The sequence below is a fragment of the Polaribacter sp. genome (assembly GCF_965656025.1).
GTDB lineage: Bacteria > Bacteroidota > Bacteroidia > Flavobacteriales > Flavobacteriaceae > Polaribacter.
Window position 1 is genome coordinate 1 of the sequence record NZ_CBFHJT010000062.1, and the last position, 16,551, is coordinate 16,551.

Annotated in this window: 19 protein-coding genes; 12 read left to right on the forward strand and 7 right to left on the reverse strand. The window is 29.8% G+C overall.

All coding sequences use genetic code 11. The features are described 5' to 3' along the window. The 5 genes from ACTG3S_RS11230 to ACTG3S_RS11250 form a co-directional block, all read left to right on the forward strand. Positions 1 to 348, forward strand: a 348-nt coding sequence (locus ACTG3S_RS11230; RefSeq protein WP_439129447.1) for an RNA polymerase sigma factor, incomplete at its 5' end; no start/stop codon positions are given. Further along, entirely contained in the window at positions 335 to 769 is a 435-nt protein-coding gene (locus tag ACTG3S_RS11235; protein WP_439129448.1) for a hypothetical protein, read from the forward strand. The genes ACTG3S_RS11230 and ACTG3S_RS11235, both read left to right, overlap by 14 nt. 41 nt (positions 770 to 810) lie before the next feature. Next, entirely contained in the window at positions 811 to 1,332 is a 522-nt protein-coding gene (locus ACTG3S_RS11240; RefSeq protein ID WP_439129449.1) for a DUF4252 domain-containing protein, read from the forward strand. A 41-nt stretch (positions 1,333 to 1,373) separates the two neighbouring features. Continuing rightward, positions 1,374 to 1,919, forward strand: coding sequence for a DUF4252 domain-containing protein (locus ACTG3S_RS11245; RefSeq protein ID WP_439129450.1), 546 nt, complete (start codon positions 1,374 to 1,376; stop codon positions 1,917 to 1,919). Between the two features lie 147 nt (positions 1,920 to 2,066). Next, positions 2,067 to 4,514: a M1 family aminopeptidase gene (locus ACTG3S_RS11250; protein ID WP_439129451.1), complete on the forward strand. Its 2,448-nt coding sequence runs from the start codon at positions 2,067 to 2,069 to the stop codon at positions 4,512 to 4,514. A gap of 23 nt (positions 4,515 to 4,537) precedes the next feature. On the opposite strand, the gene ACTG3S_RS11255 is transcribed toward ACTG3S_RS11250, so the two are convergent. Continuing rightward, positions 4,538 to 4,825, reverse strand: coding sequence for a hypothetical protein (locus tag ACTG3S_RS11255; RefSeq protein WP_439129452.1), 288 nt, complete (start codon positions 4,823 to 4,825; stop codon positions 4,538 to 4,540). An 11-nt stretch (positions 4,826 to 4,836) separates the two neighbouring features. Then, positions 4,837 to 5,196: a helix-turn-helix domain-containing protein gene (locus ACTG3S_RS11260; RefSeq protein ID WP_439129453.1), complete on the reverse strand. Its 360-nt coding sequence runs from the start codon at positions 5,194 to 5,196 to the stop codon at positions 4,837 to 4,839. Between the two features lie 346 nt (positions 5,197 to 5,542). On the opposite strand from ACTG3S_RS11260, the gene ACTG3S_RS11265 reads away from it, so the two are divergent. The 6 genes from ACTG3S_RS11265 (at position 5,543) to ACTG3S_RS11290 (ending at position 11,080) form a co-directional block, all read left to right on the forward strand. After that, positions 5,543 to 6,592 carry a M14 family zinc carboxypeptidase gene (locus tag ACTG3S_RS11265; protein WP_439129454.1) on the forward strand — a complete coding sequence of 350 codons (1,050 nt, stop codon included), beginning with the start codon at positions 5,543 to 5,545 and terminating at the stop codon, positions 6,590 to 6,592. An 85-nt stretch (positions 6,593 to 6,677) separates the two neighbouring features. Then, a complete protein-coding gene (locus tag ACTG3S_RS11270; RefSeq protein WP_439129455.1) occupies positions 6,678 to 7,157 on the forward strand; it encodes an Lrp/AsnC family transcriptional regulator in 480 nt (159 codons plus the stop codon). Positions 7,158 to 7,275: 118 nt separating this feature from the next. Then, positions 7,276 to 9,264 carry an alpha-ketoacid dehydrogenase subunit alpha/beta gene (locus tag ACTG3S_RS11275; RefSeq protein ID WP_439129456.1) on the forward strand — a complete coding sequence of 663 codons (1,989 nt, stop codon included), beginning with the start codon at positions 7,276 to 7,278 and terminating at the stop codon, positions 9,262 to 9,264. Positions 9,265 to 9,314: 50 nt separating this feature from the next. Continuing rightward, positions 9,315 to 9,857, forward strand: a complete 543-nt coding sequence (locus ACTG3S_RS11280; protein WP_439129457.1) for a PepSY-associated TM helix domain-containing protein — start codon at positions 9,315 to 9,317, stop codon at positions 9,855 to 9,857. 33 nt (positions 9,858 to 9,890) lie between these two features. Then, the gene (locus ACTG3S_RS11285) at positions 9,891 to 10,895 is read left to right on the forward strand and encodes an NADP-dependent oxidoreductase (protein WP_439129458.1); all 1,005 of its coding nucleotides are present in this window, start codon (positions 9,891 to 9,893) and stop codon (positions 10,893 to 10,895) included. Next, complete coding sequence (locus ACTG3S_RS11290; RefSeq protein ID WP_439129459.1) at positions 10,895 to 11,080, forward strand: CPXCG motif-containing cysteine-rich protein; 186 nt, start codon at positions 10,895 to 10,897, stop codon at positions 11,078 to 11,080. The genes ACTG3S_RS11285 and ACTG3S_RS11290 overlap by 1 nt, the downstream gene beginning before the upstream one ends. Before the next feature lie 208 nt (positions 11,081 to 11,288). On the opposite strand, the gene ACTG3S_RS11295 is transcribed toward ACTG3S_RS11290, so the two are convergent. Further along, complete coding sequence (locus ACTG3S_RS11295; protein WP_439129460.1) at positions 11,289 to 11,996, reverse strand: pseudouridine synthase; 708 nt, start codon at positions 11,994 to 11,996, stop codon at positions 11,289 to 11,291. 196 nt (positions 11,997 to 12,192) lie between these two features. Between ACTG3S_RS11295 and ACTG3S_RS11300 the strand changes: the two genes are divergently transcribed. Beyond that, entirely contained in the window at positions 12,193 to 12,753 is a 561-nt protein-coding gene (locus ACTG3S_RS11300; protein WP_439129461.1) for a DUF4251 domain-containing protein, read from the forward strand. Between the two features lie 61 nt (positions 12,754 to 12,814). On the opposite strand, the gene ACTG3S_RS11305 is transcribed toward ACTG3S_RS11300, so the two are convergent. The 4 genes from ACTG3S_RS11305 to ACTG3S_RS11320 form a co-directional block, all read right to left on the reverse strand. Further along, positions 12,815 to 13,156, reverse strand: a complete 342-nt coding sequence (locus ACTG3S_RS11305) for a hypothetical protein (RefSeq protein WP_439129462.1) — start codon at positions 13,154 to 13,156, stop codon at positions 12,815 to 12,817. Positions 13,157 to 13,179: 23 nt separating this feature from the next. Further along, positions 13,180 to 14,514: a DUF58 domain-containing protein gene (locus ACTG3S_RS11310; protein WP_439129463.1), complete on the reverse strand. Its 1,335-nt coding sequence runs from the start codon at positions 14,512 to 14,514 to the stop codon at positions 13,180 to 13,182. A gap of 70 nt (positions 14,515 to 14,584) precedes the next feature. After that, on the reverse strand, positions 14,585 to 15,604 hold the full coding sequence (locus ACTG3S_RS11315; RefSeq protein WP_439129464.1) for an AAA family ATPase: 1,020 nt from the start codon (positions 15,602 to 15,604) through the stop codon (positions 14,585 to 14,587). 2 nt (positions 15,605 to 15,606) lie between these two features. Beyond that, the coding region (locus ACTG3S_RS11320) for a hypothetical protein (RefSeq protein ID WP_439129465.1) at positions 15,607 to 16,551 on the reverse strand (945 nt) is incomplete at its 5' end.

Consider the following 16,551-nt stretch of genomic DNA (forward strand, 5'->3'; position numbering starts at 1 on the left):
GTAGAAGCATTTGCAATGACGATGACTAAAAATTATTGTTACGATAGATTAAAATCTAAACAAGCAAATAACTTAACATTAGTACACAGTAATTATAAAGAAAAAGATACGTCTTTAGATAAAAAGGTAGAATATAGAGATAGTGTAAACCAAGTACACCAATTGATAGAAAACTTACCTGAGCAACAAAAAATAATTATTCAACTAAGAGATATAGAAGAATATGATTTTGATGAAATCTGTAAAATGGTAGATATGAAACCAACAGCAGTTAGAGTAGCATTGTCTAGAGCAAGAAAAACAATTAGAGAAGAATTAATTAAAAAACACAACTATGGAGTTAGCTAACATAGAAGAATTAGTAGAAAAGTATTTAGAAGCTACTACTACTTTGCAAGAAGAGGCCACCTTAAAACAGTATTTTACAGAAGGCAATGTTGCACCACATTTGCAAGAGTATGCATATCTATTTAACTATTTTACTATAGCAAAAGATGAAAAATTTACAAAAACCATAAAGTTAGAACCTAAGAAATCTAAAAAGAAAAACTTAAAATGGTTGTCTGTAGCTGCATCTATTGCATTATTAATTAGTGTTTTTGTTGGGCAACAACAATATAAAGAATACCAACAAAGAAAAGAAGCTGAAAGAATTTACGCACAAGTAAGTAAAGGATTAAAACTGTTATCTACCAACTTAAAAAAAGGAGAACAGGCAGTTGCCAATTTGTATACTTATGAGAATACCGTAAATAAAATATTAAAATAAAAACCAAGTAAAATTAGTAAAACCAAGTAAACACAGAAATTATGAAAAAAATAATAATATTATTAGCGTTCATTGTTACACCAATGGTAACAAACGCACAAACAACGTTTTTTGATAGTTTAGAAAACACAGACGGCGTAGATATGGTGGTTGTAACCAAAGATATGTTTGAAATACTGTCTAAATTTAGTCCTAAAAAACTAAAAGATAGTAAAGAGATGAAAGTCTTTGAAATGATAAACGATTTAAAAGAATTTAAAATGTTTTCATCAGACAACAAAGACATTGCCAATAAGATGGAAACAATGGCGAACACCGCTATAAAAAAGAACAATCTTACAGAGTTAATGCGTATTAAAGAAGACGATTCGCGTGTAAAAATTTACGTAAAAGCCTCTAAAAATAAAGATTATGTTAGCGAAGTTTTAATGTTTATAAAAGGTGTAGACAAAAAAACAAATGGTATGGCAGAAGCTGTAATTGTTTCTTTAACAGGTAATATAGATATTAATAAAATGTCTGATTTAGCAGATACTTTTATAAATAACGAGAAATCTAACTAGAACTCTAAAAAGTTATTTTTAACACTAAAAACACAATTAAAATGAAAAACATACATAAAATACTTTCTATACTAACTTTAGTTTTATTGATAACTTCTTGTAAAAACGATAAATCTTTACAAAGTTATTTAGTAGAAACAAGTGGTAAAGATGGCTTTTACACTGGAGATTTACCAGTAAGTTCTGTACTTTCTGCAAAAGCAGATGTCTCTGAAGATGTAAAAGAGACCATAAAAAGTATCAAAAAAATTAACATTGTATTTTTACCTAAAACAGCAGAAAACGAAGCTGTTTATTTAAAAGAAAAAGCAACCTTAAAAAATATTTTTAAAGATAATACAGACTACAAAAACCTAATGTCTATGAAGGCAAAAGGGATGAATGTAAAGGTTTATTATTCTGGAGATACAGATTCTATAGATGAAGTAATTGCCTTTGGTTATGGTGATAAGCAAGGAGTAGGAGTTGCAAGATTATTAGGAGAAAACATGAATCCTGCAAAAATTATAGAAACTTTAAATAGTATGGACTTTAATGGAGATAGTTCGTCTTTAAAACAGTTTTCTAATATGTTTAATGAGAATTAAACAATAAATTCAAAAAACTAAAAGCCTTAATTGTAAAAAATTAAGGCTTTTTTACGTTTAGTTTGGTACATTTTTTGAATTTAACTGCTCATTAACACGTTCTATCTCCATAATTATTACTTTTGGAGCGACAAGAAATTATTATTTATGAAGTTTAAAATTTGTTTTTTAATGCTGTTTTTAGGCATTACAACAATTGGTATATCACAAAATACCACTAACTATAAAGCAGAAAGAGAAAAAACACACAGCTTAATCCATACAAAGTTAAAAGTTGGTTTTAATTTTGATAAAAAAGAGCTAAATGGAGAAGCCTGGGTTACTGCAAAACCTTATTTTTATGATTCCGATACTTTTGTTTTAGACGCAAAAGCAATGGTAATTCATAATATCACCCTTCAAAATAAAAAATTAGAGTACGCTTATGATGGATATCAAATTACCATAAATCTACCTAAAAAATATACCAAAGAAGAAACTTTTACTGTGTATATCAATTATACAGCAAGACCTGATAAAGTAAAAGAAAAGGGAAGTGATGCCATTACATCTGCCAAGGGTTTGTACTTTATTAATGCGTCTGGGTTAGACAAAAAAAAACCAACACAAATTTGGACACAAGGAGAAACAGAAGGTAGTAGCTGTTGGTTTCCAACAATTGATGCACCAAATCAAAAAACAACACAAGAAATTTATATTACAGTTCCTAATAAATATGTTACACTTTCTAATGGAGAATTAGTTAGTCAAACAAAAAAGGGAGCAAATAGAACTGATTATTGGAAATTAGATCAAAAACATGCACCTTATTTGTTTTTTTTAGGCGTGGGTGAATTTGAAATTGTAGAAGATGCTAATTATAAAAATATTCCTATTAACTATTACGTAGAAAAAGAATACGCACCTTATGCAAAACAAATTTTTGGTAACACACCAGAAATGATGCAGTTTTTCTCAGAAAAATTAGGCGTAGCGTTTCCTTGGAACAAATACAGCCAAATAGTGGTTAGAGATTATGTTTCTGGTGCTATGGAAAACACAACAGCTGTGGTTCATGGAGAACAAGCATACCAAAAACCAGGGCAATTAATAGACGAAAATAAACACGAAAATACGATTGCACACGAACTTTTTCATCATTGGTTTGGCAATTTAGTAACTTCAGAAAGCTGGAGTAACTTAACTTTAAATGAATCTTTTGCTAATTATAGTGAGTATTTATGGCAAGAACACAAGTATGGTTCAGAAGCTGCAGAAATGCATTTATACGATAATAATCAACTGTATTTAACGGGACAAGAATCAGATAAAAACTTAGTTCGTTTTAATTATGATGACAAAGAAGATTTGTTTGATTTAGTTAGTTATAATAAAGGAGGAACCATTTTGCATATGCTTCGAAATTATTTAGGTGATGAGGCCTTTTTTTTAGGATTAAAAACCTATTTAAACGAGTACAAATATCAATCAGCAGAAGTACCACAATTACGTTTAATTTTCGAGAAAATAACAGGTAAAGATTTAAACTGGTTTTTTAACCAATGGTATTATGGTGCCAATCACCCTACAATTAGCGTTTCTTACGATTATAATTTGATTAGAAAAACGGTTACTGTAAATATCTATCAGCAACAACCAGAAAAATTTCAATTTCCTTTGACTATAGATATTTTTGAAGGCAATAAAAGAAGAAGAGAAACTGTATTTATAGAAAATAATGATGCTTCTTTTACTTTTAATTACAAGAAGCAACCTACTTTAATTCAGGTGAATGCAGATGGCGTTTTATTGTGCGAAATCATTGAAAACAAGGTTTTAAGCGATTATATTTTTCAATTAAAAAACGCTCTAAATTACGGACATAGAAGAGAAGCTTTGCTAGAAATAGCAAAAAAACAAGATGATAAAGACGCTTTTAACTCAGTAGTAGCTGCCATGGATGATACTTCTTATAAGATTAGAATTTTAGCTCTAGAAAATATAGATTTAATAAATAAATTCTCTAAAAAAGACGCCATTAGAAAAATTATGCAAATGGCTAAGGAAGATAATAAAACACTTGTAAAAGCAGCAGCAATAGAAACTTTAGGTAAACTTATAGATCCTGAATTAAAACAAATTTTTGCAGATGGGTTAGAAAGCGAATCTTTTGCAGTCTTGGGTAAATCTTTGGTGGCCATGTATTATGTAGATAAGGATTTGGCAATAAAAAAGTCGAAAGAATTACCCGACGAAGTTCGAAAAATACTAGCAACTCCTTTAACGAGAATATTTATAGAAGCAAATGATGAATCTGAGTTAGCTTTTATAGCTAAAAATATTATCTCTGGTATGTATTTATCTGGAACTACTAAAGATAAAGCATTATACACAAAAGCATTTGATAGGGTCGCTAAAAGCAATAATCTACAAGCTATAAAAAATTTATTAGATGATATGGTTGCAAAGGGCATTCAATACAAAAAGTTCAATTTTAACCAGGTAATGATTAATTTAATGCGTTCTATGGTTTCAAAACAAGAAAAAAGTACCAACTCTAATAGAGAAAGAAATATAGCTATCATTAAAACAAATATGGCGTCACTAATAGAATAGAAACAAATAAGAACGTTTGTAAACTACTTTTTAAAGAGAAAAATGAAGTAAACGATACTAATTATTGAAATAAGTAATATAAGTGATGAAATAATGCTTTTTATGCGCTGTTTTTTAATTTCTTTTCTAATATCATTCTTTAGTTGTTTCAATTCCACTGTAGATAATTCTGGAAACCCAAATTCAGTCTTATTTTCTACATGCAAATAAGACATTTTCTTTTCTTGTAATGCTTTTTTTAAAACAGCTTTTCTGTTTTTAGCAGCTTCTTGTCTTTTAATTAGCATAGTTAAAGCACCCCAACCATCCATATTTGTATACTTTATTTTAAATATTCATCAAAAGTACCATCTGTATAAAAAACAACAATACGTTGTATTTTTTTACCTGTTGTAGTTTCAGAAGTATTAAATAAAGATGGAGTAGTGGCTGTATTTTGTGTTCTAGAAACTTCATTATTCGGAAAAACACCTTTGCCATTTAATAACCAATGAATATCAACATCTGTAAATTCTGTAGTTACTTTTAAAATAAAATCTAAACTTGGTTTATTTCTACCCGATAAAATATGCGAAATACTAGAACGTTGCACACCCACCTTATCTGCAAACATAGATGCAGAAAGTTGATGGTAATCCATAATTTTTTTTAGCCTATTTGTAAAATCACCACTGTTTATCATTGTAAAATAGTATTGTTTTACAAATGTAAAACTATTGTATTTAATAACCATATTAAATTATAAATAAAAATAAACATCAATATATTTAATTAAATATAAACTTTAATTAAAATACATAATAAACTAAAAAACATTATTTTATAATTTAATTATAAATATTTTTTATTTCATAAATTACACTAATGTTACTTGTAAACTCTTCTAGAACCATCTGTTTACAAAAGTTAATTTTATATGAATTAATCTTGTTTACATTTGTAATATTACTAAAGTTTACAATTGTATCTTTTTAGTTTGATTACAAATGTGATTGGTTTATTTTTACAAAATATTATTGCACTATTATATGAACTTACTAACTGTAGAATTTTTAGAAACTATTTTTAAAGCACAAAAAGAAACATCCCTTTTTGGAAAATGGATTCGTTTTAAAGACATTCAAAATTTATTTCATAAATACGAAGCTATTTTCGAAGTACAACAAATTGGTACTTCAGAAGAAGAGAGACCCATTTATCAACTTAAAATAGGTACTGGAAAAAAGAAAATATTATTATGGTCTCAAATGCATGGTAATGAAAGTACAGGTACTAGAGCCTTGTTTGATCTTTTCAACTGTTTTTTAAATGATCGTAATGATACTTTACGGTCTATTTTAAACGAGTGTACGTTGGTTTTTATACCTATGTTAAATCCTGATGGAGCAGAGGTATATACAAGAGTAAATGCAAATGATGTTGACTTAAATAGAGATGCCGTAGATAGAAAAGCGAAGGAAAGTAAGTTGTTGCGTAATATTTTAGAAGACTTCAAACCAGAATTCTGTTTTAATTTACACGATCAAAGAACCATTTTTAATGTAGAAAACACCAAAAATCCAGCTACCATTTCTTTTTTAGCACCTTCTGAAGAAGTAACCAGAATGCTTACACCTGGCAGAATAGCCACTATGAATGTAATCGTTGCTATGAATAGTATGCTGCAAACTACAATTCCAAATTGCGTTGGCAGATATACAGATGAGTTTTACCCAACAGCTACAGGAGATAATTTTCAAAAACTAGGTTACAATACAATATTGATTGAATCTGGTCATTTTCCCAATGATTATGGGAGAGAAGAAACTAGAAAATATACTTTCTTTTCCATCTTACAAGGTTTGCACTACATTGCAAATTCATCAGAATTTAAAACTTACAAAGGCTATTTTAACATTCCAAATAATGATAAAATCTTTTATGACGTTATTCATCGATACCAAAATGCAGATAATGACATTGCGTATCAATATCAAGATCAAATTATAGATAACAAATTGGTAACTAAATTGGTAAAAAAGGATGAAAAAGTAAAAAAAACCAATATTGGACACCACGAAATCGTTTTCGAAAGGTAAATTTTTTAAATATTTCTCATTTTTATTCTTGTTTAGTTAAATTTAATTCATAAATTTGTAACTATAATTGAATAATATACAAATTATGAAAAAATTCATCTTAGACGAAATAGACCACCAAATCTTAGATATTTTAATTGAGAATGCAAGAACACCTTTTACAGACATCGCAAAACAGTTGTTAGTATCTGCGGGAACTATACACGTTCGTGTAAAAAAGATGGAAGATGAAGGCATCATACAGGGATCTACTTTAACACTTAACTACGAAAAAATGGGCTATTCTTTTATAGCACACGTTGGTGTTTATTTAGAAAAAACTTCTATGACCCAAAGTGTTATTGAAAATTTAAGACAAATACCAAACGTAACAGTAGCTTATGTTACAGCAGGAAAATATAATATTTTTTGTAAAGTAAGAGCAAAAAGCACCAACGACGCTAAAGATATTATTTATAAAATAGATGATGTACCAGGTGTTAACAGAACAGAAACGATGATTGCTTTAGAAGAAAGCATCAACGATAAGAAAAGAATGATGCATGCAATCTTTAAAGAATTGTAAATAGCTTCTAATTTAAAAAAAAAGATTAAAAATCCTTATCATTTAAAATGATAGGGATTTTTTTATGGATTCTCTTTTTGAATTATTAAGTTTGTTAGGATTACAAAATGTTTAATTTATGTCAGATAAAATTAAATTTATCGCAAATTCTATTTCTAAAGAACAATTACTACATCTCTATAAAAGTTTATTAAAACCACGCTTAATAGAAGAAAAAATGCTAATTCTATTGAGACAAGGAAAAATTTCTAAATGGTTTTCTGGTATTGGGCAAGAGGCAATTGCTGTGGGTGTAACTGCAGCTTTATATGATGATGAGTATATTTTACCAATGCATAGAAACTTAGGTGTTTTTACAAGTAGAAACATCCCTTTAGACCGTCTGTTTTCTCAATGGCAGGGTAAATTAAACGGTTTTACAAAAGGTAGAGACAGAAGTTTTCATTTTGGTACACAAGAATATCATATTTTAGGTATGATTTCTCATTTAGGCCCACAAATGGGCGTTGCAGACGGAATTGCACTGGCAAATAAACTTAAAAGCAATAACAAAATTTGCGCTGTTTTTACAGGAGAAGGTGGCACAAGTGAAGGTGATTTTCATGAAGCTTTAAATGTGGCCTCTGTTTGGAGTTTACCAGTATTATTTTGTGTAGAAAATAATGGTTATGGTTTATCTACACCAACTTCAGAGCAATTTAATTGCGTAAATATTGCAGATAAAGGCATTGGTTATGGCATAGAAAGTTATATTATTGATGGTAATAATATTTTAGAAGTGTATTCTAAAATAACCGAAATCGCAGAAAGTATTCGCAAAAAACCAAGACCTGTTTTAATTGAGTTTAAAACTTTTAGAATGCGTGGTCACGAAGAGGCAAGTGGCACCAAATACGTACCACAAGATCTTTTAGATTTTTGGGCGAGTAAAGATCCGGTAGAAAATTTTCAAGAATTTTTAAAAAATGAAAAAATACTAACCGAAGCAATCGAAATAGCTTACAAAGAAGAGATTTTAAAAGAAATCAATTCAGGATTAGAAAAAGCTTACGCAGAGGGAAAAATCACCCCAAATTTAGAAACAGAATTGAATGATGTTTTTAAAAATGAGCAATTAGAAAAAATAAATCCTTCAGAACAAACAAATCGTATTCGCTTTGTAGATGCAGTATCACAAGGGTTATTTCAAGCTATGGAAAAATATAAAAACCTCTTAATTATGGGGCAAGATGTTGCTGATTATGGAGGTGTTTTTAAAATTACAGATGGCTTTGTAGAAAAATTTGGCAAGGAACGAGTTAGAAACACACCTATTTGTGAATCTGCCATTGTTTCTGCAGCTTATGGTTTGTCTGTAAATGGTATGAAAGCAGTGGTAGAAATGCAGTTTGCAGATTTTGTTTCTTCTGGTTTTAATCCTATTGTAAATTTATTGGCAAAATCGTATTATAGATGGAACCAAAATGCAGATGTTGTTATAAGAATGCCTTGTGGAGCAGGCGTAGGAGCAGGTCCTTTTCATAGTCAAACAAATGAAGCTTGGTTTACAAAAACACCTGGTTTAAAAGTTATCTACCCAGCATTTCCACAAGATGCCAAAGGACTATTAATTGCAGCAATTAACGACCCAAACCCAGTCTTATTTTTTGAGCATAAAGCTTTATACAGATCTGTTTATCAAGAAGTTTCTGAAAATTATTTCACTACAGAGATAGGGAAAGCAGCAACTATAAAAGAAGGAAAAAACATTACGATAGTTAGTTACGGAGCTGCCATACATTGGGTGTTAGAAGTTTTAGAGAAAAACCCAGAAATTTCTGCAGACCTTATCGATTTAAGAACACTACAACCTTTAGATACAGCAACAATTTATCAATCTGTTAAAAAAACTAACAAAGCTTTAATTGTGCAAGAAGATTCTCTTTTTGGAGGAATTGCAAGCGACATTTCTGCTTTAATTAATGAAAATTGTTTCGAGTTTTTAGATGCTCCAGTAAAAAGGGTAGCTAGTTTAGAAACTCCCATCCCTTTTGATACAAATTTAGAGCAACAATACTTAGGTAAAAATAGTTTAGAAAAAGCGATTAAAAACTTATTAAAATATTAGTTATTTAGATTTAATCTAAATAGATTTGCGACTTAATTATTATTTTAAATATGAAAGTTACAAATAGAAGTTTACACAGAGATTTTGCCTATTTTTATGTAGGATTAATTATCGCATTCTCATTTTCAGGTATTATTTTAAATCATCGTCAAGATTGGTATCCTATGAATTATACCTATGAAACAAAAGATGTTCAACTAAATTTACCTGAAGATAACAAACAGATTTCTAAAGATTATTTAATAGCAACAACTAAAGATTTTGATGTTACTTATACAGGTCATCGAGTTAGAGAGGGTAAATTACGTGTGTTTTTTAAAAATAATGCCGTTTTAGATGCAGACTTACAAACAGGAAAAGGAAATATAGAATTTCAAAGAAAAGTACCTATTATTGGGCAAACCATGTACTTGCATAAAACCACAAATAATTTTTGGATTTGGTATTCAGATATTTTTGGTGCAGCTATGTTGTTAATTGCTATTACAGGTATTTTAATTCCTACAGGAAAAAATGGTTTTTCTAAAAGAGGATGGAAATTAGCGGCATTAGGTTTAATTTTTCCTTTGCTATTTTTAATCTTATTTCCATAAGCTTTCTTATTTTTATAGCATAGAATTTAAACGATGACAAACAAGCAAATCATTTTAAAAAATAGACCCAAAGGTTTCCCAGACGAAAATACTTGGAAATTAGAAGAAAACGATATTCCTGAGTTAGAAGAAGGAGAAATCTTAATTCAACATCATTATATCTCTTTAGATCCTGCAATGCGTGGCTGGATGAATGATACAAAATCATACATTCCACCTGTAGAATTAGACCATGTTATGCGTGCAGGTGCTATTGGTAAAGTCATCAAAAATAACAACAACCCAAAATTTGATATTGGAGACTGTGTTACAAGTTGGGGCGGTGTACAACAATACTCAGTTTCTAATGGAGATGGTTGGTTTAAAGTAGATGAAAAACTAGCCTCTATGCCCATGTATTTAGGTGCTTTGGGCATGCCAGGTATGACTGCCTATTTCGGAATTTTAGAGGTTGGAAACATCAAAGAAGGCGATATTGTCTTGGTTTCGGGTGCTGCAGGTGCAGTGGGTGCTATTGTTGGCCAAATTGCAAAAATTAAAGGCTGTACAGTTATTGGTATTGCTGGTGGCCAAGAAAAATGCAATTATATTAAAAACGAATTGGGTTTTGATGAAGCCATCGATTACAAGTCAGAAAACATTTATTCGGCCTTAAAAAAGAAATGCCCAAAAGGGATAGATGTCTATTTTGACAATGTTGGAGGTGTCATTTTAGATGCAGCTTTATCTAAATTAAGAATGCATGCAAAAGTGGTTATTTGTGGTGCCATTTCTCAATACAACAACAAAAACAAAATTAACGGTCCAAGCAATTATTTATCGCTTTTGGTAACGCGTTCTACCATGCAGGGTATGGTGGTTATGGATTATACCAAAGATTTTGGAAAAGCCGCTAAAGAAATGAGTACTTGGTTACAAGAAGGTAAATTAAAATCGAGAGAAGATATTTACGAAGGAATTGAAAATTTTAGAGAAACCTATAACAGACTTTTTACAGGAGAAAAAAACGGAAAATTAGTTTTAAAAGTAATCGAGTAGTGGAGCAAGAACATTTTTTTCAATGCCCTTATTGCTGGGAAGAAATTTCTATGATTTTAGACAGCAGCGTAAGACAGCAAACTTATATAGAAGATTGCGAAGTTTGTTGTAATCCCATAGAAATTACACCCACTTTTGAAGCTGGCGAAATAATAGCCTTTGAAGCTAAATCCATCGAACAATAATTTTTTTTAGAAGCTATTTCCTGCTTTCAGCACTCGCTTTTTTTAGTTTTGTTCTCGATACAATCACTCCCAAAAGCGTGATTACTCGAACTGACAACTAAAAAAGAGCTCAAACAGATGCTTCAATCAGGGCTAAACCTGTTTGCTAACTTTATTTCTAATAATAAGAATATTGCTGTATTAAAAGTTTTTTTTGCAAATTAAGGTGTCATATTTCCAAAGGATTTTCCCAAGAAAAACGTTCAAAAATAGTGATCCAATCATTAGGGAAATTTGCATTTAAGTTGAGTTTTTCCTGGGTAAAAGGATGTGTAAATTTTAATTTACCTGCATGCAAAAACAAATTTTTACAATTAAAATTTTCTGCGAACATCATGTCATGGTTTTTATCACCATATTTTGCATCACCAATTAAAGGGTGACTAATTTTATTGGCATGCACTCTTAATTGATGCATTCTTCCTGTTTTGGGTTGCAATTCTACCAAACTATAACGTGAAGTATCATAAGGCTTTACAGGAATTTCTAAAGTAACATTTGCCAACGTTTTTAAATGTGTTAAGGCTTCTTTGTGCACGTTTGCATCTCGTCCTTTTACTGGCGAATCTATAATTTTTGTTTCTGGAGCAAAACCACGAACTACACCATAATAAGTTTTCTGAATGGTATTAATGGTAAATAACTCTTGAAATTTAGCTACAAAGTTTTTGTCTTTTGCTAATAAAATAATGCCAGACGTTTTTCTGTCTAATCTATGTACTGGATACGTTTTTACACCTTTATCAATTTCAATTTGTTGTAAAAGAGAAGTTTCATTGGCAACATTTCTAGAATGAAAAGCATGATGTACCAACATATTATTAGGTTTACTAACACATAAGATATATTCATCTTCAAAAATAATAGCTACACTCATTCTTATTTTTTAGAAATCAAAAATAGTATTTAATTTACTGAAAGAGAATCATTAATAACAGAAGATGCAAAATATATTTGCATATAATAAATGTATTGTAAAACAGCGAATTAACTTTTATTTTATGATTTTTTTAAAGAGTTTTTAGAGATAATTTTGTAAATTTATTATAATTATGATTCAAAATAGATTTATTATGAGACTAGTAGTAGCGTGTTTGATGATGTTTTTTGTTAGTTGCTCTAGCTTAAAATACAATGGTACAGATGCAGAAATAGCCAATCTAAAAGATATTGTAAAAAGCAAAAAAATTGCACTTTCTTTTGATTGGGCACAACCTATAGGTTTAAATATGGGGGTAACTGGTTTGCAAAGCTTAATGCCTCCAGGTAGTACGACCAATAATATCAACTTAATTGGAAACCCTAATTTTTTGAATATTAATAAAGATAGCATTCATATGGATTTACCTTATTATGGCCAGCAACAATTAGGTAGAGGCTATAACACCAATGATACGGGTGTTTCCTTTAAAGGAACGCCTTATAAAACAGAAACTGAGTTTAAAGAGAATAAATACATACTAAAATATTGGTTGGATAGTAAATATGATGATTACAGAATAATTATAACTCTTTTTGCCAATAAAAAAAGTGTTTTAAGGGTAAACAGCAGTCACAGAACTACTATAAATTATGACGGAACATGGAAACCCTTGACAGAAGAAAAGAACAAACAAACCAAAAACTCAAAATAAAAAAAGCTGTCTAAAAAGTATTAAAGTATACTTTTTAGACAGTTTTTAGTTTTTATTCTTTTTATTCTTTACCAATAGTATTTATATCTAAACCGGTTTTTTCAAACTCTAAATCTAGGCCACCAGTTTTCTTAAGTATAAAGTTGAATAGCAATGCACCAATCCATCCAAAAAGAAAACCAAAAATAAAATATACTATTGGGCCAAAAATAACCATGACAAAACCACCACCGAATAAATAACCCATTTCATATCCGCTATTGGAAGTGCTTATTCCTATTAAAGAGGTGAAAATAAACGCTATTATAAGCATTATTAAAGCTAATAAAGCCATTACAGATCCAATAATTAAGCCATATTTTGTGGCATCTACTTTTTTTAGTTTTAATTTTAAGTTGTTCATTTTTTATTGTTTTATAGTTAATTTTAAAAAAGTCCTCTAGATTTAAATTCCAGATATTTGTTAATGGTGTCGCCTGTTAAATTTTCTGGAGTGGTTAACACAGATTGTATCCCGTATTTTTTTAATTCGTTGACAATACTAATTTTTTCGTACATAAATTTTTCTGCAATAATACTATCATACACACCTTGTATATTGTCTGGTTTGGTATTTATCAAACTTTCTAACTCCGTGTTTTTAAAGAAAACAATTAACACCAAATGGTTTTTTGCCAAAGCACGTAAATAAGATAATTGTCTATTTAAACCATCCATAGTTTCAAAATTTGTAAACAAAATTAACAAACTTCTATGGGTAATTTTTCTTTTAACTACCGCATACAAACCCCCAAAATCTGACTCAGAAAAATCTGTTTTTAAATTGTATAAAGATTCTGAAATCAAACTCATTTGCGAGTTTCTTTTTTCGGCAACCACCCAATCTTCTAATTTTTTAGAAAAAGAAAGCATTCCTGCTTTGTCTTGTTTTCTTAAAATAATATTGCTAATCGCTAAGGTGGCGTTTATGGCGTAATCTAATAAATTTAAGCCGTTAAAATGCATTTGCATTGCACGTCCTTTATCAATAATAGCATACACTGGCTGCGATTTTTCTTCAACATATTGATTCACCATTAACTGATTACTTTTCGCAGTCGCTTTCCAATTTAGGGTTCTAATATCATCACCAGAAACATACTCTTTAATTTGTTCAAACTCTAAAGAATGCCCAATTCTTCTTACTTTTTTGGTTCCGTAAGAAATTACATCATTGGTAAAAGCTTTAAAATTGAATTCCCTTAACTTTAAAAAAGAAGGATAGCACTTTAGTTCTTTTTCTGCTGCTAAGACATATTTTTTAGTAGCTAACTGTAAAGGTGTGTTTGTGTAAATATTGGTGTTTCCAAAACTGTAAACACCTCTTTCTGTTGGTTTTAAATCGTAAAAAATAGTTTTTTCTTCTTTAGTAGAAAGTGTCAAAGGAAAAACAAAATTTCTTTTCTGAAATTGATAAGGGAGTTCTTCTATAATAGATAAGTGCGTCGTAAAAGAATAATTATTTTGAAGTTGCAAACTAACTTTGTTGGCATCTCCATTAGATAATCTTTCTGGCAAAGTTCGATGTAAAGTAATGCCTTTTTGAAGGTTGTACAATAAAAAAACATCTATAACTAGCAAAAGCCCTAACACAAAAAGCAATATTTTAGAAATATCGTAAAATAGGGGTGCAAAAAAACCAACTACAAACAATATGGCAATGCAAGCCAGTAAGTAGAAAAAACGATTGTTTAGAAAAAGGGTTTTATATAAATGTTTCAATAGGTTCGTTTTTGTTTTTTCATTTTTAGTGGATATTAAATACCATCAACTAAAAATTAACAACTATTAATTATCTGGGTATTTCTACTGCCTCTATAATTTGTTCTATAATTTGTTTACTTGTTAAACCTTCCATTTCTCTTTCTGGAGTTACAATAACTCTGTGTTGTAAAACGGGTATGGTTGCGTTTTTAATATCTTCTGGTGTTACAAAATCTCTACCATCTATGGCTGCAAACGCTTTAGATGCATTTAAAATAGCAATACTTGCTCTTGGTGAAGCACCTAAATATAAAAACGAGTTAGAACGCGTGTTTACCACAATATTGGCAATGTATTTTAAGAGATTTTCTTCTATAGAAACCTGTTTTACTAAATCTCTAAACTCAATGATTTTAGAGGCCTTTATTACAGTTTCAATTTTACTAGTTTTAGAAGTGTTTTCTAAAGCTTGTTCTTTTAAAATGATTTCAAATTCTTCTGTAGCATTTGGATAATCTACATTTATTTTAAACAAAAAACGATCTAATTGCGCCTCTGGCAATCTATAAGTTCCTTCTTGTTCTATAGGGTTTTGCGTTGCTAAAACCATAAAAGGAGCTTCCATTTTATAGGTGTTTCCATCAATGGTAACTTGTTTTTCTTCCATCACTTCAAACAAAGCTGCTTGTGTTTTTGCAGGTGCTCTGTTGATTTCGTCAATTAAAATCATACTAGAAAAAATAGGCCCTTTTTTAAACTCGAATTCAGTGGTTTGTAAATTATATACAGAGGTTCCTAAAATATCCGAAGGCATTAAATCTGGCGTAAACTGAATTCTACTAAAATCTGTGGCAATGGTTTTAGACAGTAGTTTTGCTGTAATGGTTTTTGCAACTCCAGGTACACCTTCTATTAATACATGTCCGTCTGAAAGTAATGCTACAATTAACAAATCTACCATGTTTTTTTGCCCAACAATTACTTTTTGTAATTGCTGTTTTATAAGGTGTACATTTTCTTGAAGTTCAGCAACATCTAATCTGTTTGTAAACTCAATTTTATCTACGTTTTCTTGATTTTCTAAATTGTCTAAATTAGGTGTATCCATAGTTATTTGTTGAAATATTTTTCTATCATTTTATGTAGGCTAATTAATTCTTCTTCAGAGCATTCTGCCTTTTTATGTAAAGTAATTATTGTATTTACTAAATACTTTGTGTTTTGTAAACTATTCCCAGATTTTGCTGCTAATTTTTCTATAAAAGTACTGTTTAAATTACTGGTATTTATCAAGTATTTGGTACGTACTTTTTCTAAGAAAAAAGTTATTTTTTTATCTACTAAATTTTTATGATTTGCTTCACTTAAATACAAGTTGGCAATGGTTTGGGTAAACGCAACTGTGGTATTTTTTTCGGGTTCAATCACCGGAATTGCTCTTTGTTTTCTTCTGGCGTTAAAAAGCATAAACAACAATAAACCTACAAAAGCGACTATTAGAAACCAAGTAAGGGTTGCATGTTGTAAAAAGAATTTAAAAATAGAAGGTTTCTTCTTTTCAGAATCATACAAACTTCTTTTGATGTGTTTGTCCCACAGAACCGTATCTTTAGAAAGGTAGGAGAGTAGGTTGGCTGCATACCCTTCCTTACCATTTAATAGGTAATAATTGGTAAAAACAATCGGATTTGTGTGCAGGTAAAAAGCCCCTTTACCATGATAAACTTTAATAAAATTAGGTACTTTTTCACCATCAATTTTGGTGGTCCCTAAAACAACGGTTTTGTTTTCATTATACTCAACAAAGTAATTTCTTCTAATATTTCTATCAAAATGATAGTTTTTGTTCCCAAAATTGTTGTTTTCTAAGTAAAACTCACCTTTTAATTTTTTTAAACCATTGATTGAGAACACCTCTTTATCTAAATTATTGGTGGTAAATTCGAGTTGATCTTTAAAATCGCCTCTAAAATAATTCAAAGCCATAAAGGCATTGTTGCCTCTTTCTACAAAATCTAACAATTCTTGTACACCTTCTGTGGTTTGATGTACTGC